The sequence below is a fragment of the Streptomyces sp. NPDC002057 genome (genome assembly GCF_040296665.1).
In the GTDB taxonomy this organism is placed as follows: domain Bacteria; phylum Actinomycetota; class Actinomycetes; order Streptomycetales; family Streptomycetaceae; genus Streptomyces.
The window spans coordinates 1-21,466 of the sequence record NZ_JBEOXR010000056.1 but is presented as its reverse complement, the minus strand read 5'-3'; the positions used below and the strand labels follow the sequence as shown (position 1 = coordinate 21,466).

The 21,466-nt window shown below is 69.2% G+C and carries 19 protein-coding genes and 1 pseudogene; 6 read left to right on the top strand and 14 right to left on the bottom strand.

The window, feature by feature from the left end; all coding sequences use genetic code 11:
• Positions 1-10 precede the first annotated feature (10 nt).
• From ABT129_RS31565 to ABT129_RS31535, 7 genes are all read right to left on the bottom strand, one after another.
• A complete protein-coding gene (locus tag ABT129_RS31565) occupies positions 11-1,201 on the bottom strand; it encodes a DNA glycosylase AlkZ-like family protein (protein ID WP_351908434.1) in 1,191 nt (396 codons plus the stop codon).
• Positions 1,198-2,583 (bottom strand): MFS transporter, encoded by a 1,386-nt coding sequence (locus ABT129_RS31560; RefSeq protein ID WP_351908432.1) that lies wholly within the window; start codon positions 2,581-2,583, stop codon positions 1,198-1,200. Before ABT129_RS31560 ends, ABT129_RS31565 begins: the two co-directional genes overlap by 4 nt.
• On the bottom strand, positions 2,580-3,362 hold the full coding sequence (locus tag ABT129_RS31555; RefSeq protein WP_351908430.1) for a hypothetical protein: 783 nt from the start codon (positions 3,360-3,362) through the stop codon (positions 2,580-2,582). Before ABT129_RS31555 ends, ABT129_RS31560 begins: the two co-directional genes overlap by 4 nt.
• Before the next feature lie 256 nt (positions 3,363-3,618).
• A complete protein-coding gene (locus ABT129_RS31550) occupies positions 3,619-4,668 on the bottom strand; it encodes a beta-propeller fold lactonase family protein (RefSeq protein ID WP_351908428.1) in 1,050 nt (349 codons plus the stop codon).
• Between the two features lie 89 nt (positions 4,669-4,757).
• Positions 4,758-5,414, bottom strand: a complete 657-nt coding sequence (locus ABT129_RS31545; protein WP_351908426.1) for a TIGR02466 family protein — start codon at positions 5,412-5,414, stop codon at positions 4,758-4,760.
• Positions 5,415-5,765: 351 nt separating this feature from the next.
• Positions 5,766-6,062 (bottom strand): ArsR/SmtB family transcription factor, encoded by a 297-nt coding sequence (locus ABT129_RS31540; protein ID WP_351908490.1) that lies wholly within the window; start codon positions 6,060-6,062, stop codon positions 5,766-5,768.
• 54 nt (positions 6,063-6,116) lie between these two features.
• Complete coding sequence (locus tag ABT129_RS31535) at positions 6,117-7,109, bottom strand: YncE family protein (protein WP_351908424.1); 993 nt, start codon at positions 7,107-7,109, stop codon at positions 6,117-6,119.
• 211 nt (positions 7,110-7,320) lie between these two features.
• Here ABT129_RS31535 and ABT129_RS31530 point away from each other — a divergent pair, with 211 nt between their 5' ends.
• Positions 7,321-7,737, top strand: coding sequence for a VOC family protein (locus tag ABT129_RS31530; RefSeq protein WP_351908422.1), 417 nt, complete (start codon positions 7,321-7,323; stop codon positions 7,735-7,737).
• A gap of 558 nt (positions 7,738-8,295) precedes the next feature.
• The gene (locus ABT129_RS31525; protein WP_351908420.1) at positions 8,296-8,556 is read left to right on the top strand and encodes a hypothetical protein; all 261 of its coding nucleotides are present in this window, start codon (positions 8,296-8,298) and stop codon (positions 8,554-8,556) included.
• A gap of 196 nt (positions 8,557-8,752) precedes the next feature.
• On the opposite strand, the gene ABT129_RS31520 is transcribed toward ABT129_RS31525, so the two are convergent.
• A complete protein-coding gene (locus tag ABT129_RS31520) occupies positions 8,753-8,917 on the bottom strand; it encodes a hypothetical protein (RefSeq protein WP_351908418.1) in 165 nt (54 codons plus the stop codon).
• Between the two features lie 316 nt (positions 8,918-9,233).
• Between ABT129_RS31520 and ABT129_RS31515 the strand changes: the two genes are divergently transcribed.
• The gene (locus ABT129_RS31515; protein WP_351908416.1) at positions 9,234-10,304 is read left to right on the top strand and encodes an RNA-binding protein; all 1,071 of its coding nucleotides are present in this window, start codon (positions 9,234-9,236) and stop codon (positions 10,302-10,304) included.
• A gap of 384 nt (positions 10,305-10,688) precedes the next feature.
• On the opposite strand, the gene ABT129_RS31510 is transcribed toward ABT129_RS31515, so the two are convergent.
• Positions 10,689-11,366 (bottom strand): GAP family protein, encoded by a 678-nt coding sequence (locus ABT129_RS31510; protein WP_351908414.1) that lies wholly within the window; start codon positions 11,364-11,366, stop codon positions 10,689-10,691.
• A 184-nt stretch (positions 11,367-11,550) separates the two neighbouring features.
• Here ABT129_RS31510 and ABT129_RS31505 point away from each other — a divergent pair, with 184 nt between their 5' ends.
• Positions 11,551-13,269 carry a SulP family inorganic anion transporter gene (locus ABT129_RS31505; RefSeq protein WP_351908412.1) on the top strand — a complete coding sequence of 573 codons (1,719 nt, stop codon included), beginning with the start codon at positions 11,551-11,553 and terminating at the stop codon, positions 13,267-13,269.
• A gap of 152 nt (positions 13,270-13,421) precedes the next feature.
• Entirely contained in the window at positions 13,422-15,245 is a 1,824-nt protein-coding gene (locus ABT129_RS31500) for an alkyl/aryl-sulfatase (RefSeq protein ID WP_351908410.1), read from the top strand.
• Between the two features lie 66 nt (positions 15,246-15,311).
• Here ABT129_RS31500 and ABT129_RS31495 read toward each other — a convergent pair whose 3' ends face one another.
• The 5 genes from ABT129_RS31495 to ABT129_RS31475 all read right to left on the bottom strand — a co-directional run bounded on the left by ABT129_RS31495 (position 15,312) and on the right by ABT129_RS31475 (position 20,710).
• On the bottom strand, positions 15,312-16,052 hold the full coding sequence (locus ABT129_RS31495) for an SDR family NAD(P)-dependent oxidoreductase (RefSeq protein WP_351908408.1): 741 nt from the start codon (positions 16,050-16,052) through the stop codon (positions 15,312-15,314).
• Between the two features lie 296 nt (positions 16,053-16,348).
• Positions 16,349-16,861 carry a TniQ family protein gene (locus ABT129_RS31490; protein ID WP_351908406.1) on the bottom strand — a complete coding sequence of 171 codons (513 nt, stop codon included), beginning with the start codon at positions 16,859-16,861 and terminating at the stop codon, positions 16,349-16,351.
• A 17-nt stretch (positions 16,862-16,878) separates the two neighbouring features.
• Positions 16,879-17,988, bottom strand: a complete 1,110-nt coding sequence (locus ABT129_RS31485) for an AAA family ATPase (RefSeq protein ID WP_351908404.1) — start codon at positions 17,986-17,988, stop codon at positions 16,879-16,881.
• A complete protein-coding gene (locus tag ABT129_RS31480; protein WP_351908488.1) occupies positions 17,985-20,108 on the bottom strand; it encodes a TnsB C-terminal domain-containing protein in 2,124 nt (707 codons plus the stop codon). The genes ABT129_RS31485 and ABT129_RS31480 overlap by 4 nt, the downstream gene beginning before the upstream one ends.
• The gene (locus ABT129_RS31475; protein ID WP_351908486.1) at positions 20,105-20,710 is read right to left on the bottom strand and encodes a TnsA-like heteromeric transposase endonuclease subunit; all 606 of its coding nucleotides are present in this window, start codon (positions 20,708-20,710) and stop codon (positions 20,105-20,107) included. Before ABT129_RS31475 ends, ABT129_RS31480 begins: the two co-directional genes overlap by 4 nt.
• A 337-nt stretch (positions 20,711-21,047) precedes the next feature.
• On the opposite strand from ABT129_RS31475, the pseudogene ABT129_RS31470 reads away from it, so the two are divergent.
• Positions 21,048-21,383, top strand: a pseudogene (locus ABT129_RS31470) (Ku protein); the annotation flags it as partial.
• Positions 21,384-21,466: the final 83 nt, after the last annotated feature.

Below are 21,466 nucleotides of genomic sequence, written 5' to 3'. Positions count from 1 at the left end.
GCGACGGCGGTCACGGCTGGTCTGTCGGCTGACTCTGCTGGCGCCCGAACCCGCCGAGGAGTGACGCCGTTGCGGCGTCTGTGGCTGGTCCGGCGAGTTTGATGGCGGCCTGGCCGGTGGCCGCGGTGAGCCTGCGGCATGCGTGGGCGAAGCTGGTCGCGGCGTCCGGCCCGGCGGCGGGTTCGAGGCTGGCTCGCTGGATGGTGAGTATGGTGTCGCGGCGGGCGAAGTCGGCGCGGCCGATCAGCCGGCCGTCCGCGAGCAGCGGGCACACGTAGTAGCCGTAGATGCGGCGAGCTGCTGGCTTGTATGCCTCGAAGACCTGGGTGAATCCGAACAGGCGCTGGACCCGAGGGCGGTGCCAGATGAGGTTGTCGAACGGCCCGAGAAACACAGGCTCCCGAAATGGGTGGACAGCCCCTTCCAGGGCCTTCGGGTCGGCCCAGGATGTTCCCCACCCCTCGACCCGTACAGGGATGAGAGCAGTGGCAGGCAGGACTCGCGTGGCGACGGAGGCCGGGATGCGGAGGTAGTCGGCGAGGTCGTCCGTCGTGGCTACGCCGAGGACTGTCCCGGCGTGGGTGAGGAGCTGGCTCAGGCAGTCGTCGTCGGTGGTGTGGTCGGTGAGGTAGGCGGCGGGGATGGAGCGTTCGGCGAGATCGAACAGCCGCTGGCCACCGGTGCGGCGGGTGCATGTGATGTCCCCGGCCCAGAGCAGGAACTCCACGGCCGTCTTGGTCGGGCTCCAGTCCCAACCGGCTCCTGCCTCGGCTTCTGCACGCAGGCGGCGGAGGGGGAGCGGACCGTCGCGGGTGATCCGGGAGATGAGCGCAGCGCGGGTCTGTTGGTCGGGGTAATCGGGGCGGCGGCGTGCCGCGCGGCGGCGGAAGGCCCATAGGGGCCAGTCGGCGAGTGGCACGAGAGCGAGGGCGTGGGCCGGGTAGTCGAACGCGACCGGTTCGCCGCTGGCGTTGAGGGCGGCTTCGATGTCCTGGGTGGTGGTGCCGGGGACGCGGGCGGTGAGGGTGAGCTGGTGGGCGCGGGCGAGGGTGCTGATGCTGTCGATTTGGATGATGTGCAGGTGGGCGAGGGCGGCGGTGACGTCAGGGAATCCCGCGGCGGGCAGTGCCGCGGCGACGGCGATGTCCCGCGCCTCCGCCAGGGAAATGTCCACCGCGGGTGGTGGGGTTGGGGCGGTCATCGGCGCGGCTCCGGCATCGAGGCTGTGCCGTCTATCGGCTCTGTGGCTTCACCTGTACGTGTCCCGGTGGCTGGAGGTGTGACCGTGGGGGGAGCAGCTTCAGGTGGCGCCGGCTTCTGGGGGCAGGCCGGTGGCGGGAGTGTGTGGCGGGCTGAGGTCAGGAGCGTGCTGGCGGCGCCGGCTGCGGCGCAGCAGGTGAGGGTGAGCAGGGCCAGGTCCCATCTCTGGTGTTCGGCGAGGGCGCCGATGACGATGGCCATGATGCCGTTGGTGATGTCGGTGGAGGCGCCGACCCAGGTGTTCGCCTCGACGCGGGTGTCGTCGGAGGCGGTGGCGTCGATGAGGAGGAAGGCGTTGATGAACAGGGGGGTGACGAACAGGCCTGCCAGGAGCAGCAGGGCGGCGAGGAGCCACAGGGGGCGTGCGAGGAACAGCGCGGTGCAGGGGAGGGTGAAGCCCAGAGTGAGGAGCCGGTACTTGCGCCACAGGCTGGTCTCCCAGTCGATGGTGGCGTAGAGGAGTCCGCCGATGACGCCTCCGGTGCTGATGGCGGCGAGGAGGGGGCCCAACCAGGCGGTGGCGCCCTGGTGCTGGGTGTAGGCGGGGACGAGGACGCCGGTGCCACCGAAGACGCAGCCCATGACGAGCAGCGGCAGCAGGATCGCCGGCATCCCGCGCGTGGCGAGCGGGCCGAGCCACGTCCGCCCGCCCGGACGCCCTGCACGCGTGGGCGGGGGAGTGGCGGCGGGTGGGGCGGTGCCGAGTTGGTGGCGGCGGGCTGCCGTGAGGTAGAGGGCGGTGACCGCGACGAAGCAGGCCGCCGCCATCTCGTACGCGTGGCGCGGGCCCAGGATCGCGATCGCGGCGCCAGCGGCCAGCGGGGCGAGGACGAAACCGGCTTCCTCGAGCATGGAGTCGGCGCTGTGGACCGCTTTCAGCTGGGCGTCGCCGCTGGCCAGGCGGCGCCAGGACGAGCGCAGGGCGGCGTTGAGGGGCGGGCTGGTCAGGGTGGCGGCGATGACCAGGGGCAATGTCGTCCACCACGGCCAGAGGAACTCGACGCTGCAGGCGACCAGTCCCAGGAAAAGCGCGGTCGCCGCGCCCATCAGGGTGAGCATGAGGTGGGCGCCGTACCGGTCGAGGAGGCGGCCGCGCAGAGGCGCGCAGAAGGCGAGGACGAAGGTGTAGCCGCCGCCCACCAGCGCGGCGCGCGCGTAGCCGTGGGACTGGGCGAGCGCCAGGAGCAGGGTGATCGGCAGGACGGCTGCGGTGGTCCGCGCGAGGAACGCGAGCGCGAGAAGGCCCCGCACCGGCGGGCGGGTCAGATGCTTGAGAAAACCGGCGGATTCCATGCGGGCAGCCGTTGCGTCGGGTGCGGTCACCGTACCGGCTCCGTTTCGTCTGCGGGACCTTCGCCGTCCGCCGTCAGCCGAGCCTCAGCCACGGGGCCCGCGCCATGGAGAAGAGGCTCCTCAGCTCTGGTGGCGGTTTCCGTTCGGGTGCCCGCACGGAGGGAGTCGGCGTGCAGGAGCACGATGCGGGCGACGGCCTGGCCGCGGTGGACGGTGACCGGTCGCTCGGGTTCAACCGCGATGCTCATCCCGCCGCGCGCTGTCATGGCGTTGACGGCTTTGGCGGGGATCACGCCGAGCGGCACTCGCAGGCCATCGGGTGCCCCCTCGGGGAGCGGCATCACCATCAGGAAGGTGCCGGCGGGGATCGTGGCTGCCCAGCCCAGTCGCCATTCGACGGTGCCCAGCCCATTGGGGACGAACATGCCCTCCCAGCCTCCCCTCGGGCCCCGGTGGTCACCGAGGTGGAGCCAGTCGGCGTCCCGTGCGGCGATCCAGTGCTCGCCGCGCTGCCACATGCCCGCTCCACCCAGCCGCCGGCCGGTGTGGTGGGGGTCCTCGGGACCGGGAACGGCGAAGCCGATGTCGTCGAGCGGCTTCATCGTCAGGGTCAGCGGGGACCGTAGGCTCCAGCCGAGTTCCTGGCCCAGGACCCAGGGCGGACAGTCCGCAGGCAGACGCGGGATACGCAGGTACCGGAACGACGCCTCGTAGATGTCGCGTTCGGCTCGGGCCGCTGCCCGGTCGATGCGTGGCTTGTCGGGCAGGAGCGCCCAGGGCTGGAGCGGGCGGAAGGTGACCTCGGCCATGCGCTCTGCTCTCTGTCGTTGGACAGGCTGTTCATGGACCGCTGCCCCCGGGCCCGTGCTCGCGGAAGGGAACGGGCCCGGGGGCGGCGCGGCGCCGTCCGGTTCAGCACGGGCTGAGGGCGGCGGGTCAGGGGCCCGGGCGGGTTGGAACCTCTCGGGCCCGGTGGCCGAGCGCCTTGTCGTGCTGGGTGCCGGGAGGCACCCGGACCGGCTGGCTGGTGGGGCCGGGCGGCTGGTGTCCGGCCCCACCAGAGGGTCAGGCCGGGGTGTCGGTGCGGTCCAGTCGCCGCAGGCGCTCGGACTCGGGAAGGGTGTCGAGGTCGAACATGACCACGGAGCAGGGGCCGTAGCCGACGGAGATCTCCTCGTAGGTGAAGGTGCCCTCGTCGCGGTCCAGAGGTGCGGAGGTCAGGTCGACCATGGTCAGGCTGTTGGAGGAGAACTGGGGGTGGGCGGCCGACATCATGCCGGCGCGGGAGAAGTTGGTGATGTAGGCGGTCTTGTCGCCGTGGTCGATGACCAGGCCACGGGGGCCGGAGCCGGTGGGGATGTGCCGGGTGACGCGGAGGGTGTCGACGTCGATGACGGCGATCGTGGAGGAGTTCTCCACGGTGATCAGGGCGTACTGGCCGTCGGGGGTGAACGCGACGCCGCGGCCGCCGGTGGAGCTGACGTCGACGCGGTGGGTGGCGTCGGTGGCGACGTCGATGACGGTCACGTAGGAGGCCTGGGTGTTGGCGACGAACACGCGACGGCCGGTCGGGTCGATGCCGAGGCTGTAGGGATGGGCCTCGCGGTCGACGGGGATCTGCGCGATCTCGGTGACCTGCTCCGGGTGGCCGTCGGCGAGCGGGCTGATGTCGAGCTTGCTGATGTAGCCGTCGCCCCAGACACAGACGTACGCGATGGTGCCGTCCTGGTTGACGCCCATGTGGCGGGGGTCGCGGCCGGTGGGGATCTGGTGGACCTCCACGTTGAGGTCGAGGTCCACGACGGAGACGGTGTCGGAGCCGGAGTTGGAGACCAGGAGGTACTTGTCGCCGGGCAGGAGGCCCTGGCCGCGGGGTCCGTGGCCGACCTCGATGCGGCGGACTTCGGTCAGCGCGACGGCGTCGATCTCGGAGATCGTGTTCTGGCTGGTGTTGCAGACGAACCCGCGTCCGTCCTTGGTGAACTTCACACCGCCCCGCGGCGCGTTGCCGATGGGGATCTGAGCGATGGTGCGGTGCTCGCCCGAACCGGTCTTGGCGACGACGGAGACCACTCCGTCGTCGGTGTCGGTGGAGAAGAACTGGATATTGCGCATGGCGGTGTTTCCTTTTCTTCTGTGCGGGACGGCAAGCCGAAATCCAGGGTGGATTCCGGACTGGATGGCTGACTCGTGAAAATGAGTGGTCAGCCGAGGGTGTAGTTCAGGTTCCAGGCGATGGACATTCGCGGCGTCTCGTCCTGGAACGGCGGCACCGCGTGCTTCAGCCAGCCCGGGAAGACCAGCAGTTCCCCGGGCGTGCAGGCGAGCCGGACGCGATGGCTCTCACCGGCCAGCGAGATCCCCGGGTCGTAGTAGTCCGCGTTCGGCCTGGGATCGAGAAGGTCGATCTCGCACGTGCCGGGAGCGGCCACGTAGTAGACCGCCGACAGAGCGGTGTTGGGATGGAAGTGCGGCTCGTGCCGGTCACCTGCCCGGTAGAGCGAGGCCCAGCTACGGGTCACACCCACCGACACCGCCCGCACATCGCCCGCGGACCGCTCGGCCTCCCGTTCCAGGGAACGGTCGAACGCCTCGGCGAGCGGCATCCCGGTGAGGGACTCCGTGAACTTCCCCGCCACCGCGCACACCCACCGGCTCAGCCGGACCGCGTCCGGGCCGCCCCACCGGGTGAACTCCCCGGCAGTCTCCCGCTTGTAGCCGAACTCCTTCGCCCCCTCACCAGCCCGCTCGGCCAGCAGCCCAACCAGCCGGCCGCCGATCTCCTCGGCGAACGGGCACCTGGTACGGGCAACCGGGGTCGCGAACAACTGCAGGACGGTCGCCCGGGTCGCGGCAGCCACATCGGGCCCCGCACTCTGGGATTTCTCGGAAACCGGCATAGAACAGCAACCCCCGCGCATTTTCGGCGGATTTCACCGACCAAAATGGCCTGTGCTATTGAGAGCAGCCATCAGTCTGTGCCCGAATCCTTCAAAGCCGCAAGCATTTCGATCCTGCTCTAAAAGGGCGCGCACAGAATTCCATGCACCACCCCGCACCACCGACCACACCGAGATGGCGAGAGCACGCCAATACCTCATCCCGCGAAGGTAAAATCGCGCACCACCCGCGCCAAGAGCCCCTCTGGGCGGCGCTCACCACCGCCGCCAGGGGGCGCACATTCACCCAGACCTCCCCGGCGCCTGCCGCCCTCACCGCACACCGTGCGCCCCCAGAACACTCTGCCCAAGCGGCGTCAGCGCGTGACGGACACTCACCCCGTCCCGGACCGTGCTGATCAGCCCCGAACGCCGCAGGACCCCGGTGTGATGCGAGACCGTCGCCGCGGACACTCCCAGCTCCTGCACGAGCTCACTGGTCGTCGCCGCCTCCAGAACGGCGATCCGCAGCAAAATGCGCGCACGAGTCGACCCCAGCAGCGCGGCCAACGCCCGGACACGCGCAGGCTCCGGCCGCCCCGGCACAGGCGAACTTCGAGGTAAGGGCATGAACGCACTGCCTTCCAAATCGCGAGAAGTTCCACCGCTCCGCCCCGGCGGAACTCAAGGCCTGCCGTGCGGGGACGCCGGCCGGGGACAGCGGGGAGCGTCATCGACGTGGACGAGCGCGACAGAGCTCGGCCCGGCGCCCACGGGAATCACCTCGAACTGCGGACTGCCGTCCGTATTGGACAGGTCCACACCGTCCAGGTGCACCACGGCCAGCGACCTCTGCCCGGCGAGCGCGCAGTACACAGTGGCGTCGGCCGGATCGATCGTCACACCCCGCGGGCCGGCCCCCACCGGGACCACCCGGGTCACCGCCCAATCCAGCAGGTCCACCATCGCGAGCGCACCTACCCGCTCCAGCGACACCAGGGCGTAGCCGCCCTCGCCCGTGACCGCGATACCGGCAGGCGCCGCACCTATACCCGGGAGCCGCACCGAGCCCACTACCCGTCCGCCCGCCACGTTGACTACAGGGAGCACGTCCAGCCGGGTGCACGCGACCACCGCCACATCACCGCACAGCGCCACCGCCCGCGGCTGAGCATGCGCGGCGCCGAGCGCGATCCGGGACCCGACCCTGACCTTCCGGTCGGAGACGAGGGCGGACAAGTCCAAAACAGCCACGGAGCCCGCCCCGCGCTCACACACCACCGCGCCGTTGCCGTCCGGCGTCACCGCGATCGCCCCCGGCTCCCGGCCCACCGCCACCCGGGCCACCTCCCGTGCCTCGGTGGTCTCGACGACGGAGACAGTGTCGGAACCCGCGTTCGCCACCAGCAGGAACGGCGTGCCCGGCACCGAAGCCAGACACCGAGGCGCCCACCCCACCCGCATCCAGCCACACTCCGTGCCGTCCGGGCTCAGGACGAGAACCTCGTCAGAAACCGACATTGCCAGGTAGAGGCTCCCATCAGAGCACTGCACCGCGGCCAGAGGCCCCCGGCCCGTAGGGACGACCCGGGCCGGTCCGTAGGCGGAGGGGCCGGACTTCAGGATGAAAGACGCCTGCCCCGCAGCGGTATCAGCCGAACACAGCAGCACGGCCACCAGCCAGCCTCCTTCCCCGGGCGCAACGAGCAGGACCCACCTGGTCCACGACGCTGTAGAGCTGTCGTACCGTCAGGAAGAGAAAAATGGGTGCATCATGCCGCCAACTGTCTGTAACAACAACGGCATATGACCGAATGGGCCACCTAGAAGCAAAATAGCCCATCTGGTATAGGCTGCCGCCCCCACAACCCCAACGAGAGAACACACCGTGACCGACCACAACCCACCAGCACCCGGCACTCTCCACCACGTCGAGATCTGGGTCCCCAACCTCGACCACGCCGTCAGCGACTGGCAATGGCTCCTCGAAGACCTCGGCTACACCCTCCACCAGAACTGGAACAACGGCCTCAGCTGGAAACTCGGCCCCACCTACCTCGTCTTCGAACAGTCACCCGCACTCACCGCAGAACGCCACGACCGCTGCGCACCCGGCCTCAACCACCTCGCGTTCCACATCGACACCGCCGACCGCGTCGACCTCCTCACCGCCAAGGCCCGCGAGAACGGCTGGACGCTTCTCTTTCCCGACCGCCACCCCCACGCCGGCGGCACCCACCAGCACACCGCCTACCTCGAATCACGCGACAAGTTCGAAATCGAGCTCATCGCCCCGACGCCATAGCGACGCACCACAGATGAGGACCGCACCCCCTGCCCAGGGGACAGCTCAGGGCTACGAGCTGGCCGGCGCGCATCAGATTGCGAGAACAGAGTCAACGCTTGCGGACCCTTGACCACCGGCCACCCACCGTCAGCTCGCATTCGGCCGGGACTCGGCTTCGTCAAGCAGTGCGTTCAGGGGCGCAGGACGTAGCAGCGCAGGACATCGAGATCTACGGTGCGAACGACGGACCATCCGCTCGTGAGTAGTTCGGCGTCCTCAGGGGTGATGCCGAGCTCGTGGAGAACTGGGTCGGTTGTCGCGCGACGGCCAGCGATTTCGGTGACGACCCAGAATGTGCCGCCGGGCGAAAGAAGTCGGCGGACGCGATCGAGGAACGCCGGCTGTCGTCCATCCAGCGGTAGACCAGGCGGCAGGTGATGAGGGCGTACGCGGGGTCCGGCAGGCCGGTGAGGTCTTCGGTGGTGATGTCCAGGCACTTCCAGACCGGTCCGGGGCCAGAACACGAGTCGTGATTGGCGGCAAGGGCGATGGCACGCCGCGAGACAGGAGCGGGTCATGGGCGAGATCACCGTCAGCGCACAGGAGATCGGCCACCGTCTCCACGACCCGGCGAGCATCTACGGCGCCCCGTACCAGCGGGCCTACGCCGAACTCGCCGCCTCCCACCGCGGCCGGCCGACAGCCGAGATCGTGCCGCTGCTCCGCGCCGCCGCCGACCGCGCGTTGCTCGGCTTCGCCACCGCCGACCTGATCGAGCAGGCTGAGGCTATTCGTAGCGGCGCACCGTACAAGCTGCGGGTACGCGTCACCGGGTAGCCAAGGGGCGTGCGATCACGGGCGGGTCTGCCGAAGCCGGGCGTGCGTCGCGCGGCGGACTGGCGTCGGCCAGCGGGGGCGCCGTTCGTGATCCCGGAGAGTACGGCGGCGAGCGGCAGGTGGAGGACGACGAGTAGCACGTCGTCCGCCAGGTGTAGCAAAGCCTTGTCGAACTCGTCCATGAGTACTCGTCCGGTCATGACCCGGGCTTGAGGAGCGCTGCGGAGATGGCCACCACTGCGACGGCGATCGTGAGGGGGATGCCGGTCCGGGGTCGGGTGTAGGCGAGGAGCGCGAGGCCGCCGGCCACCATCCCGGTGACGACGATGGCGAGCAGGTAGACGGTCTGGGTCTGAGTCATGGTGCTGGTTCCTCCACCGGTAGGACCCATACGGCGCTGGGTGCACTGGCCACGGGGCGTGGGCAGCACGGTGGAGGACCGGCGGGTTAGGCACGCAACTCCTCCCCGTGGGTTGTGCCGGGGGGCCAAAGGGCTGTCTGGTCGCGGCCGGGCCGGTGGCGGAGCCGCGGGGCGGAGACAGGAGCGGGCCGTCGCTCTCCCGCTCGCCGAGTCGTGCGATCACGGGCCGGGTCTGCCTAGCCTGGTGGCATGTAGGGTCTCGTCGTTTGTGGCATAGCGCAGCACGCTGACCAGCAAGTCTCTGGGTGGTCTCGCAGTGCGTGTCGACGTCCTTGTCTCAAATCCGTGGCACTTCCTCAGGGCAGCGCTGGAAGATGTCGGTGTGCAGCTCTCCCACGTCTATTGCGTCACTAAGTACGACCCAGCCGACCGTGACGATCACGGGCACTACACCGGTGTCGAGGACGTCACCAGCGATCACGGCGAGGTCGAGGCGGCCTATCTTCAGGCGGTTCAGGCGTTCGCCGTGGATACAGACGTCGACCGTCTGTCTGTGCGCGAGCCGGAGGTCTCGTTGTTCGTACATTTCGGCGTCGAACCGCCTCTGGATGGCTTCGGTCTCGGCACGCTTCTTCTGGGCGGTCTTGCCGGCTTCCACGACGGAGCAGAGGTGCCGCTGGACACCGGGTTGGAGCTGGTGCGGCTCATGCTGCGGGACAGTGGCGCCTGGTGCCGACTGGAGGCTGAGGGGGCGTTCGCCGTGCACGTCGGATGGGACCAGTACGTCTACATCGGCAGCAGCCGGCCCTGCCACGGGGCACTGGCCCGTACCCGCGAGCTCGGACTATTTCCGGAACGCCTGGACGCGTCCCCCTACGACTTCGAGCCCGACGAGGACGGCGTTCGACGGCCGGGTGACGACGAATTCTGGGCCAGCCTGCACATGGCAGTTGCCAGCGGCCGCGCGGGACTCCTGGAAGAGATCTACGTCCAGAACGCCTCACGGTGGCATCGCCTCACCAGCGACACTATCGACACGATTCGCGCCGCCCTCGCTCCTCGCGCGCGTCTGGCCGTGTGGCCAGACCTTTCCTCCGACACCTCCGCCGTCCTCGACGCCCTCCCCACCGAGGGTCTCGTCGAAGGCGTCTGGCAGGACACGGACGGCCAGATCCACAGCGCCGTCGCTGACGAAGATGAGTTCCCGGAGCTGGCTGCCCGAATCACCGGTGCGCATGCTGCGGCGCTTCTGCCCATGTACGCCGATGAACGCGTCCCCCTGCTCTCCGCTGTCATGCCTGACAGCGACGGAGTCGTGCGGGCCCGCTGGCAGGCTGAGTCATCCCTCAGCGACTCGGCTCAGAGGCTCCGACACTCGAATGAATGACAAACGGGATGCCCGCGAGGGCGTCACCACGGCGCGGAGCCGCTCGAACGGATGCCGCGTGCGACCTGCGAGTCTCAGAGGGATGGCACAAGTGCCATCTTGGTGCCGTTGCAGCTGAGACTGTGCCGCGAAATGCTGGACCCTACAGGCACAGCTGTAGGGTTTCGCAGCCCCTGGCACCGACCGAACTTCTGGCCAGTGGCTTCGAGTTGTCTCACGGCGATGGCACGCCACTCGGTCTCACGAGCCGTGACACATCCTCGGCGTTCCTGTCTTGTGTCCTGTGATTGCGCCGCTGCATCACCCGCACGTCGCCCCTCTGAGCCGTGGGGTGGCCGGCTTCAAGGTCCGATGGGTCGCGCCGGCCAGAGGTCAGGTGCCGTCTCACGTGGTCAGGCCGCTGATGGCGTCGCCGACGTACTTCACGCCCAGGACGAGGAAGAGGATTGTCATGATGGCGGTGTTGTGGCGGGCCATCCATGTCTTCCAGCTTCCGAGAACCTCGGCCGCTCTGTCCCCGCCAGCGAGGTAGACGGCGAGGGGGAGCAGAGTGCAGAGGGAGGCGATCAGCACCATCAGGCTCGCGGCGACGGTCTTGCCGTCGGCCGAGGCCGTGGAGCCTGCGATGGACACGGCGCCGCCGACGGCGAGGACGAGGTTCTTGGGGTTGGCGATGACCAGGGCGCCGGCGAGGGCGGCGGCCTTGCCGGGGGTGAACGTGTCGATGGCCTTCATCCAGCCGGGCATCCCGGCCTCATCGGCCTCGCGCGGCCGGTCCTTCCACTGCTTGACGCCCAGCAACAGGAACAGGGTGCCGAGGGCCAGCTTAAGCCAGAGCGTCCAGGCAGCGGGTCCGTCGTCGCCCGCCGCGTCCGCGCCGGAACCGGCGAGGACCACGACGGTCACCACGGCAGCAACAGAGACGATCCATCCGGCGGCGAAGGCCATGCCGTTGGCCCGCCCCTTCGGAGTGGCCAGCATGAGGATGACCGCGATCAGCGGCAGCGGACTGATGGCGATGCCGATGGCAGAGGTCAGCATTTGTCCGATCGCGTCTCCCATGTGCCACTCCTCCGCGCCGTGGAACGAGCCGGTTTCAACCTCGCACGGTGGCGAGCCCACCGCCTCCCGGGTCTACCTGGCCTGCCGAACGTCCCCGGGACGGCCCAACCGACTCGTGCACGGCGGAGCCCGCTGCCAGGCTCTGTGATCAAGAGACGGGAGCTGCCGGCGAGAGGGGTGCACGGTGCGGGTGCGGCTTAAGAGGCTCGGGCGCCCGACCGCATCCGACGTCAGCTCGGGTGCTGTGACGGGGCTGTTCTCGATCCCTGAGGGGATGGCGTACGCGGCGATCGCCGGGTTCAATCCGGTCGCCGGCCTCTACGCGGGCGTCGTCCCGGCGATCGTCGGTTCACTGACGTCCCGCACCGTTCTGATGGTCACCACCCTGACGAGCGCCATCGCGCTGACCTCGCAGAGCGTGCTGTCGGACGCCGGGCTGGACCCGAAGGACGCGGGGAACGTCGCCACGCTCACGCTGATGGTCGGCGTGGTGATGCTGCTGATGGGGGTCCTGCGGCTCGGTGTGGTGATGAGCTTCGTGTCGAACGCGGTGATGACCGGGTTCTCCACCGGCATCGCGCTCCAGATCATCACCGGCGTCCTCAAGGACGCCACCGGCTACAAGCCGCAGGGGCACAACAAGCTCTACCAGTTGGGCGACTGGCTCTGGCACGTCGGCGACTGGAAGGGCGCGGCGACCCTCGTCGCCGCGGTGACGGTCGCCGTGTGGGCGGGGGCCCGCGCGGTGAAGCGGCTGGAGCCGGTGGCGCTCCTCGTCGCGATGGGCGTCGTCAGTGTGTGCGTCGCGGTTCTCGCCGTCGATGTGGAGCTGGTGAAGGACATCGCCTCGATCCCCGGCGCCCTGCCGGGGTTCAGCGCGCCGGACCTGTCGGCCGTGCCCGACCTGGCCTGGGGCGCGGTGTCGGTCGCGCTCGTGGCCCTGGCCCAGGCGGCCGGGATCGCCCCGTCGATGCCCAACCCGGACGGCACCCGCTCCGACGTCGACGGCGACTTCCGCTCGCAGGGGTACGCCAACCTCGCCGGCGGCCTGTTCCAGGCGCTGCCGTCGGGCGGGTCGATGTCACGCACGGGCGTCGCGGTCTCGGCCGGGGCCCGGACCCGCTGGGCGGGGGTGATCTCCGGCGTCTTCCTCGCCCTCGTCGTGCTGGTGTGCGGGTCGCTCGCGGAACGGATCCCCATGCCGGTGATTGGCGGCCTGATCCTCGTCGTGGGAGGGGAGCTGATCTGGGGCAAACGCCACGACATCCTGCTCGTCCTGCGCACCAGTGCGTTGTCGTCGGCCGCGATGGTCCTCACGTTCCTCGCCACCACCCAGCTCCCGCTCCAGCAGGCCATCGTGCTGGGGGCCGTGCTGTCGCTCCTGCTGTACTGCGTTCAGGCGGCCCGGCAGACCAAGCTGGTCGCGCTGCGGCGCACTGCGGGCGGCCGATGGCGCACCGCCGACCCGCCCGAGCGGCTCGTGCCCGGCGAGGTCACGGTCCTGGACTACGCCGGCACCTCCTTCTTCGCCGAGCTGCCCCGCATCGAGGACCAGCTGCCCCGGCCGGACGGCGCCCACGCGGCCGTGCTCGTCCTGGTCGTCCGTACCCTGCCCGACGTGCCGTCCTCGGCCGTCCTTAAACTCCTCGACCGCTACGCCACGAGCCTGTCCGGGCAGGGCGCCCGGCTCGTCCTGTGCGGGGTCCAGCCCCCGCTGATGAGCCTCCTGGCACGCTCGGGCATCGCCGCCCGGCTCGGGGAGGACGGGATCGTACCGGCACGGCCGGAGGTCTTCGCCCCGCTGGAGGACGCCGTGGTACGCGCCGAGGCGTGGATCGCGCAGCAGCAGCACACGCCGGCGTCACCGGGAGAACAGCCTCCGGACGATCTCTCCGCTCCGTGAACCACCCCGCCGAGAGCCCGTGAACCACCCAGCCGAAACGATGACTGAAATACCCCAGAATGCACCCGGGTGGGTGTGATGTTCAGATGGGGCCATGCCCGCGCCCGGAGCCCCTGGCCGCAGGCGTCAACCGCCGCAGAACGGAGCGAGAGATGACCGCCCTCCCCTTCGAGGACACCACCGACTTCGCCAACGCCGACCGAGGCTTCATCGACGCCCTCTCCCCGGCGGTCGTCACCGGGGAGGACGGCCGGGTCGTCTACGACAACGACGCCTACGCCTTCCTCAAGGCCGACTGCCCCGACACGGCACACCCGAGCCTGTGGCGCCAGGCCCAGCTCTGCGCCCGGCAGGGCCTGTACGAGGTGACCGAGGGCATCTACCAGATCCGCGGCCTGGACCTGTCGAACATGACGCTCGTCGAGGGCGAACGCGGCGTGATCGTCATCGACCCGCTGCTCTGCGCGGAGACCGCCGCCGCGGGCCTGGCCCTGTACCGCGAGCACCGTGGCGACCGTCCGGTCACCGGCATGATCTACACCCACTCGCACGGCGACCACTTCGGCGGCTCCCGCGGCGTCCTGCCCCGCGGCACTGAGGAGGGCGTGCCGATCCTCGCCCCCGCCGGATTCCTGGAGCACGCGGTCAGCGAGAACGTGTACGCGGGCAACGCGATGACCCGCCGTGCGATCTTCATGTACGGCGACCGGCTGCCCAAGTCCCCCGAGGGCCAGATCAGCGCGGGTCTCGGCATGACGACCTCCAACGGCACCATCACCCTGATCCCGCCGACCGTGGACATCACGGAGACCGGGCAGGAGGAGACGGTGGACGGCGTGCGGATCGTCTTCCAGCTCACCCCGGGCACCGAGGCGCCCGCCGAGATGAACTTCCTCTTCCCCGACCACCGCGCCCTGTGCCTGGCCGAGAACGCCACGCACAACATGCACAACATCCTGACCCTGCGCGGCGCCGTCGTCCGCGACTCCCGGATCTGGGCCCGCTACCTCGACGAGGCGGTCGAGTACTTCGGCGACGGCTACGACGTCGCGTTCGCCTCCCACCACTGGCCCACCTGGGGGCGGGAGAACGTCGTCGCCTTCCTCACCGCGCAGCGCGACCTCTACGCCTACATGCACGACCAGACGCTGCGCATGCTGAACTCCGGCCTGACCGGCCCGGAGATCGCAGAGGAGATCCAGCTCCCGCCCGCCCTGGAGAAGTCCTGGCACGCCCGCGGCTACTACGGGTCCCTCTCCCACAACGTCAAGGCGATCTACCAGCGCTACCTCGGCTGGTTCGACGGCAACGTCGCCCACCTGTGGGAGCACCCGCCCGTCGAACTCGCCCAGCGGTACGTCGAGTCGATGGGCGGCCCCGAACCGACCCTGGCCAAGGCGCGCGCGTACGTCGAGGACGGCGACCTCCGCTTCGCCGCCACCCTTCTCAACCACCTGGTCTTCGCCGACCCCGGCAACGCCGACGCGAAGCAGACCCTGGCCGGCGTCTACGACACCCTCGGCCAGGGCGCCGAGAACGGCACCTGGCGCAACTTCTACCTGACCTCCGCCATGGAACTGCGCCACGGCGTCAACCCCATCGCCATCGACACCACCAACCCCGAGATGGTGATGGCCCTGACCACCGACATGCTCCTGGACTCCGTCGCCATCCGCATCGACGGCCCCCGCGCCTGGGACGAAGAACTGACCATTGACCTCGTCCTCACCGACGAACAGCGCCGCCACCGCCTCACCCTCCACAACGGCGCCCTCACCCACCGCTCCACCTCTGCCGCCGAACGACCGAAGACCGAGCCGGGCCTCACCCTCACCCTGACCAAGCCCGAACTCCTCGGCGTCCTCGCGGGCAAGGGCCTCGACGGAGTCGCCGTCGACGGCGACCCCGGCCTCCTTACCCGCCTCTTCTCCTACGTCACCGACCCCGACCCGGCTTTCGCCATCGTCACCCCCTGACATCCTCCCGGCCTGCTCGTACGAAGCGAGGCCGGGACGACGAACAGGCCACCGGGCCGCTCGTGCTCACATCCCGCCGGCGATCCTCATCACCGTGCCGGTGGCGTAGGAGGCGTCGTCCGAGAGCAGCCAGGCCACCGCTCCGGCGATCTCCTCGGGCCGCCCGGCGCGGCCCAGGGGTACGAGGGGCGCGATCTTGGCGGGGCGCTGCGGGTCGGCGTGGAAGTCGGTCCAGATGGTGCCGGGGGCGACGCAGTTGACCCGGATGCCGTCGGCCGCCACCTCCTTGGACAGGCCGACCGTCATGGCGTCCACGGCGGCCTTCGCCGCCGCGTAGTGGACGTAGGTGCCGGGGCTGCCGAGGGTCGCGGCGGCGGAGGAGATGTTCACGATCGCGCCGCCCGCCGTCATGTCGCCGATGGCCCGGCGGGCGCACAGCAGGTAGCCCAGGATGTTGACCTCAAGGGCCTGCCGCATGCCCTCCGGGTCGGCGTCGGCCAGCGGTCCGACCGGTCCGCTCACCCCGGCGTTGTTCACCAGTCCGGTGACCGGGCCCAGCTGCGCGGCGGCGGTGTCGAACAGCCGGTCCACGTCCGCCGCGTCGGCGGTGTCGACGGCGATCGCGACGGCCGCCCGGCCCAGCGCGCGTACCCCTTCGGCCACAGCCTCGGCCGCTTCGGCGTCCGACCGGTAGCCGACGGCGACGTCGTGCCCCTCGGCCGCCAGCCGCAGGCAGATCGCCGCGCCGATGCCCCGGCTGCCACCGGTGACCACCGTCACCCGCCGCCGATCTCCCTGTTCCGCCATGTCCGGATCCTCCAAGCTCTGCGCATACGAATGATCGATCAAATAGTCACTCTATGCAGACGAACCCTCTGCGTCGACCCTCGCCCTCAGTGCCCGGGGCGCGGCGTTGACGCAGGTGGGGGAGGCTTCCGCGCGGCGAGTGCGCTGGTCCGGCTGCCACGTCCGGCCGGGCCGGTTTCCATCGGCTCGACAGGTGCGGCTCGATGAACTCTGCTTCCGGGATGGGTTAGTTGCCCTCGCGTCAGGCCAGCAGTTCTACCGATCCGGGCTGTGCCGTGGGGCGCATCGTGAGGGGCTTACGAGGCCGCCCGCTGCGCGTCCGCGAGCACGGTCAGGTCGGCGTGGCGGACGACGGCGCATCCGGCATCCCATGAACCTTCGGGCTGCTCGTGTACCAGTACCCACACCCGCGACGCATCGTTGCGGGACAGCCAGGTCAGCTGCCAGCGGCCACCGGTCTCCTCCAGGCAGGCGGGACAGAATCGAGATCCTGCCCGTCCCCACAGGGCCTGCCGGTGCACGCGGCGCTGTCCGGGCACGATCTCCACCGCGTGGCCGTCGTACGGTTGCAGAGTCATGGCCGTGAGAACATCGGCGGCGACTCCGGTGACGTCGGTGATGGCGGCCAGCTCGTCGGCAGTGGCCCAGGTGGTCCAGCGGGGCAGGACCGGGGCTGCCGCGGTTGGGTCGCGGTTCGGGAGGCCGAGTGCGCCGAGGACGTCGGTAAAGGGACAGCTCAGCCGGGCGGCGATCGCCTCCAGCCAGGAGTCCAGAGCTTCACCTGGAAACGGGGCGTACCTGATGGGCAAGGTCCGTCGTGCCGGGCTCACCTGGGCGTCCGAACGCCGTGGGGACGGCTGGTGGCCATCCCCGTGTGGAAGGCGTATTCGAGTTCGCGGCGGGCCTGTTCGGCGGCCTCGTCGTTGCGGACCTGGTCGAGGAGGTCCTTGGTGAGGCCCTCGGTGCCGGTGCGCTGGGCGCGCTGGCAGCCGCGGTTGACCAGCGTCATCAGGGAGCCGATGTGCCCGGTGCTGCGGGTGAAGAGATAGTCGGACAGGTCGTCGGCGAGCATGCCGGGATAGGCATCGGTCAGCACGATGCGCTGTTCCAGGGACAGCAGCAGCTGACGCCACTGGAGGCGGCCCTGCTCGGTATCGATGCTGAAGGGAGGCATGTCCAGACGGGTGGTGCGCCGGCCGGTCTGGGCCAGCACTGTCTCGCCGAGAGCCTCACCTTCGCTGAACAGGCCCTTGTCCGCGAGCCCGACGCCGACCTTGAGGAGGGTGACGGGGAACTCGTTGGCGATCCACTTCAGGTGGTTGCTGACCTCGATGCCGCTGGTCCTGCGCCATTTCAGGAAGTGCAAGTCGTCCAGGATCAGCAGGCGGACCTCGCAGGACAGCACGCAGTCCAGCGCCTGGAGCCCGAGTTGGGCGGCGGTGGATGTCTGGCGTCCGGGGTGGCCGAAGAACTCCAGCATGGCCCGGTTCAGGTCCTTCATGCCGGTGTTGCCGGTCAGCCCCACCCGGCACACAGGCCACCGTTCATGCCCCTGCGCGGTGAACGGACCGTGCTCAGCGATCTCGCGGCGGTGGAACTCCCGGGCGAAGGCGAGCACCGCAGTGGTCTTGCCCAGCCCCGGAAACGCGTCGACGGCCACGGCACCTTTGGCCCTGTCCCCGTCCTGCAGGTTGCTGTCCACGATGTCCCACAGGTCCTCGTGCAGCGTGGCGAGCTGCGGAGTACGGAGCGGCCCCAGGTTGGCGTGCCACTCACGCCGACCGAGGTCGTACTCCGCCCGTGCCAACGGACTGAGCGCGGCCAGCTGTCCACGGGTGAGCGGGTCCGGCCGGCGCCGGCGTGGAGCGTCCGCGAACGCCTTGAAGTCCTCCTTCCGGGACAACGACGCGCACGCCAGCTCTGGCCGGGCACTCATGCGTCGCCCAGGGCGTCGGCGTAGAAGGCATCGAGGTCCGCCTCGTCGTCATCGCCGCCCTCCGGCTCCGCTTGATCCGGCGCCGTCTTTTGGCTGGGGCTGAGCGGGAGGCCCTGTCCCAGGGCGCGACGGACGGACGGCAGCGTCACTGCAGAGGACGTCCCGGTGGTGGGCAGGTCGATGGCGGCCTGCTCACGCGACAGCCGCAGGACCATACGCCGCTCGGCGAGGGTGTCACCCAGCCCCAGACTCCAGCGCTCCAGCAGGTCAGCGACAGCCAGTCGGTCGTCGGGGTAGCGGTACTTGGCGGCGGCCAGCTTCCGCGCGAACGCCAGCGCCTCCTCGCTCAACGGCATCTCCGCGCTGGGCGCATGCTCCCAGCGCAGCGTCTGCCACCTGCGGTCATCGGGGTCTCGGAAGTAGATCCTGGTGATGTCGTCGGGATCCACCTGGAACGGCCAGCCGTTCTTCACCGGCCCCCGATAGGGGCTGCGGACCCCTTTCAGCTTCGTGAGGGCCGGCCCGTTGTACCGGCGCCGGTCGATCTCGACCCCATAGTGCTGGACCGTGCGCCACTTCGTCTGGAGGAACTCGAAGGCCAGGTCCGGATCACGGGGCACCTCGATGTACCCGGCCCGGGCCACACCGTGCTCGAACATCGTGGCCGGCGACATCCGCAGTCCCGGCACCCCCGGATCGACGAGCCCCGAATGCGGCCGGTGGTGATAGGCCACCGCCACCCACTCACGGATGATCGCCTCCAGCTCATCCAGGTAGAAGAACGCCTCCGCCTCCGGACGCTCACCCCTGCCGTGAATGTCCGGACCCTTGTAACCGGGAAGCGCCTGCAGCAGGTCCTCCCGCAGCGTGCGGAAGAACCGCTCGACCGGCCCCTTGTCCCGGCCCGTCCTCAGCCGCGTCGGCTGGATCGAGATCCCCACCCGCCGGCACACACTCGTCAGATGCTCCGAGACGTAGACCTTGCCGTGGTCGACTACCAGCGTCTCCGGCACCATCGCCGGTCCCGCGAGACCCGGCCCATCCACAGCATCGACGTCTACCAGCACCGACCGCGGGATCCCGTGCTCGGGCCACACTGCGTGCCGGGGCCAGTCCCTCCCTGCTGGCCGAGGACGGAACGCCTGGTAGAGCACCGCGCTGACATCGACAGCCTTCGTCGACACCGGCGTCACCCTGATCCCGGTGATGCATCGCGTGTACCAGTCCATCCCGACACTGAGCTCCGCCTGCACCCAGCGCAGCGTGACCGGGTCGAACGCGAACACGTCCAGCCGCGTCGAATCCATCAGCAGATACTCGCCCGGCCGCGTCGGCCGCAGCTTCCCGTACGCACCCTCCGGACGATCAGCGATGTCCCGGTTCCGCTTCGCACTCAGCCGGAACAACGGATGCCGCCGTTCCAGACCCTTCAGCACCCGAAACGCAGTCGCCCGGCTCGGCTGCGGCACCACCTCCGGACCGAACCGGGCAACCACCCGCGCCCGCGTCCGCTCAATCACCAGCGTCCGCGACGGCTTCGACTGGCCGGTGTGCTCGACCATCACTTCTAGAGCGGTCTCCACCCACCGGTCATCGACCGACGGCTGCCTCGGCACGGACAGACCACGCTTCGAGACGAGCCCGGCCTCACCATGGCACCGAAAGTCCGCGACCCACTGCTTGACCGACCGAACCGATACGCCCAGTTCCCGGGCCTTCGCCGCGTACCTGGCCTCGGCCGGCTCACCCGTCCGGTACTCCGTGCGTGGCTCCCCTTCGCGTACGAGTTCCGGGCTGCCCGAGCGGTAGCCCGTCAGGACCTCGCGGACATGCTCCGCTCGCTCCAGGACTTTCCGGCGCTCGTCATCACGCAGCTGACTCAGGACAACCGAGGCGATCTCCCCGGCATCCTCCGCTGACGGACCGGCCTGGTCAGGAACGATCTCGGCACGGTCGGAGAACAACAGCTCCTTCAAGGACAGCCGCCGGACGCACCCATGCCCATCCTTGAGGACCACTTCGTTCCCCGCAGCCGTCGCCGCCAGCTCGACCACTTCGACGGTCTCCCCGTCGTAGCGGAATCGCGTACCGACCCCGACACGAGCCCCGGCCCTGCTCATGCTGCCTGCCACAGGATGTGGGAGGGTCCCAGTGGCTGGTCAAGATCGGTAACGAGTCTCTGCGTCCAGAGCAGATGATGGATGGCTGACCGAACCTGGGAGGCCGGATGCACAGGCAAACACGAAGCAGCCTGCCCCAAGGGCACTCCATGGAGGTCGGCTTCGCGAAGCTCCTGCAACAGCGCCGTACTGAACAGCCACTCCCTGCGGAAGCCCGCCAGGAATCGGACGTTCTCCAGCTCTCCCGTCGGAGGCTCGCTCCAGACCTCGTACTTCCATCCACGTGCCTCTACCGCCCGCCGGGTCCAACCGAAGGTGAACACAACCTCGGGCATGGACAGACGATGCAGAGGCTTGACGTCGACGACCACTGGTACCTGATCGGTGAGCAGGAGAAAGTCCGGAACGTGTCTGCGGAGCTTCCCCTCCAGCACGGTCTGAAGCAGGAACGGCTGAGCAACGATGCCATGCACGCTGCGATCGAAATCCGCGAAAAGCAATCGAGCCAGCTCCAGACGCGACTCGTAGATCACGTGGTTCCGCAAAGTCGCTGACCAATAGGTACCCGAGTAGTGCTTCTGCCCTCGGTACCAGCGAAACATCCGCCACGGCGCTGCGGAGGCCAACCGCTCCTCGGAAACAGATGACCAGGCGTACTCCTCGACAGCGCCGCTGTTATCGCAGCGCACTCTGGCCACGACTTCCGTAGCAATGTCCAAGACGTACCCCCGTTCAGACCATGGTCCGTACGACCAGACTGCCCGCCGCCGAGAGAACGCACCTAGCCTAGGAGCGAGGTAGCTCGAAAGGGTGAACACGCCGACCTGCTTGTCTCACGACCGCTGCATAAATGCAGTCGATATGCATCAGAGAGTGAGACTGTGCAGCGAAACTTGAGACCCTACATGGCACGCCCAAGGGGGGCCGCGAGGAGTGCGCATGCCCCGTCCCCTGTGGTCCGGTGCGATCTCGTTCGGCCTGGTCACCGTTCCGTGTCAGCTGGTGAATGCCACCGAGAGGCACGATGTGTCCCTCCGGCAGGTGCACACGGAGGACGGCGGCCGTATCCGGTACCGCAAGACGTGCGAGATCGACGGCCAGGAGCTGACCGACGACGAGATCGGGAAGGGCTACGAGGACCGGAAGGACCACATCATCCCCATCACGGACGAGGACCTCGCCGGGATGCCGCTGCCGACGGCGAAAGCCATCGAGATCGTCGCGTTCGTGGACCGCTCCACCGTCGACCCGGTCCAGTTCGGTGCCGGGTCGTACTGTGTTAACTGCACTATCGCCTCTGATCGCAGAGGGAGATGATCTACGTCTCTGAGGAAGTGTGTGTTGCAGGACCTGCATCG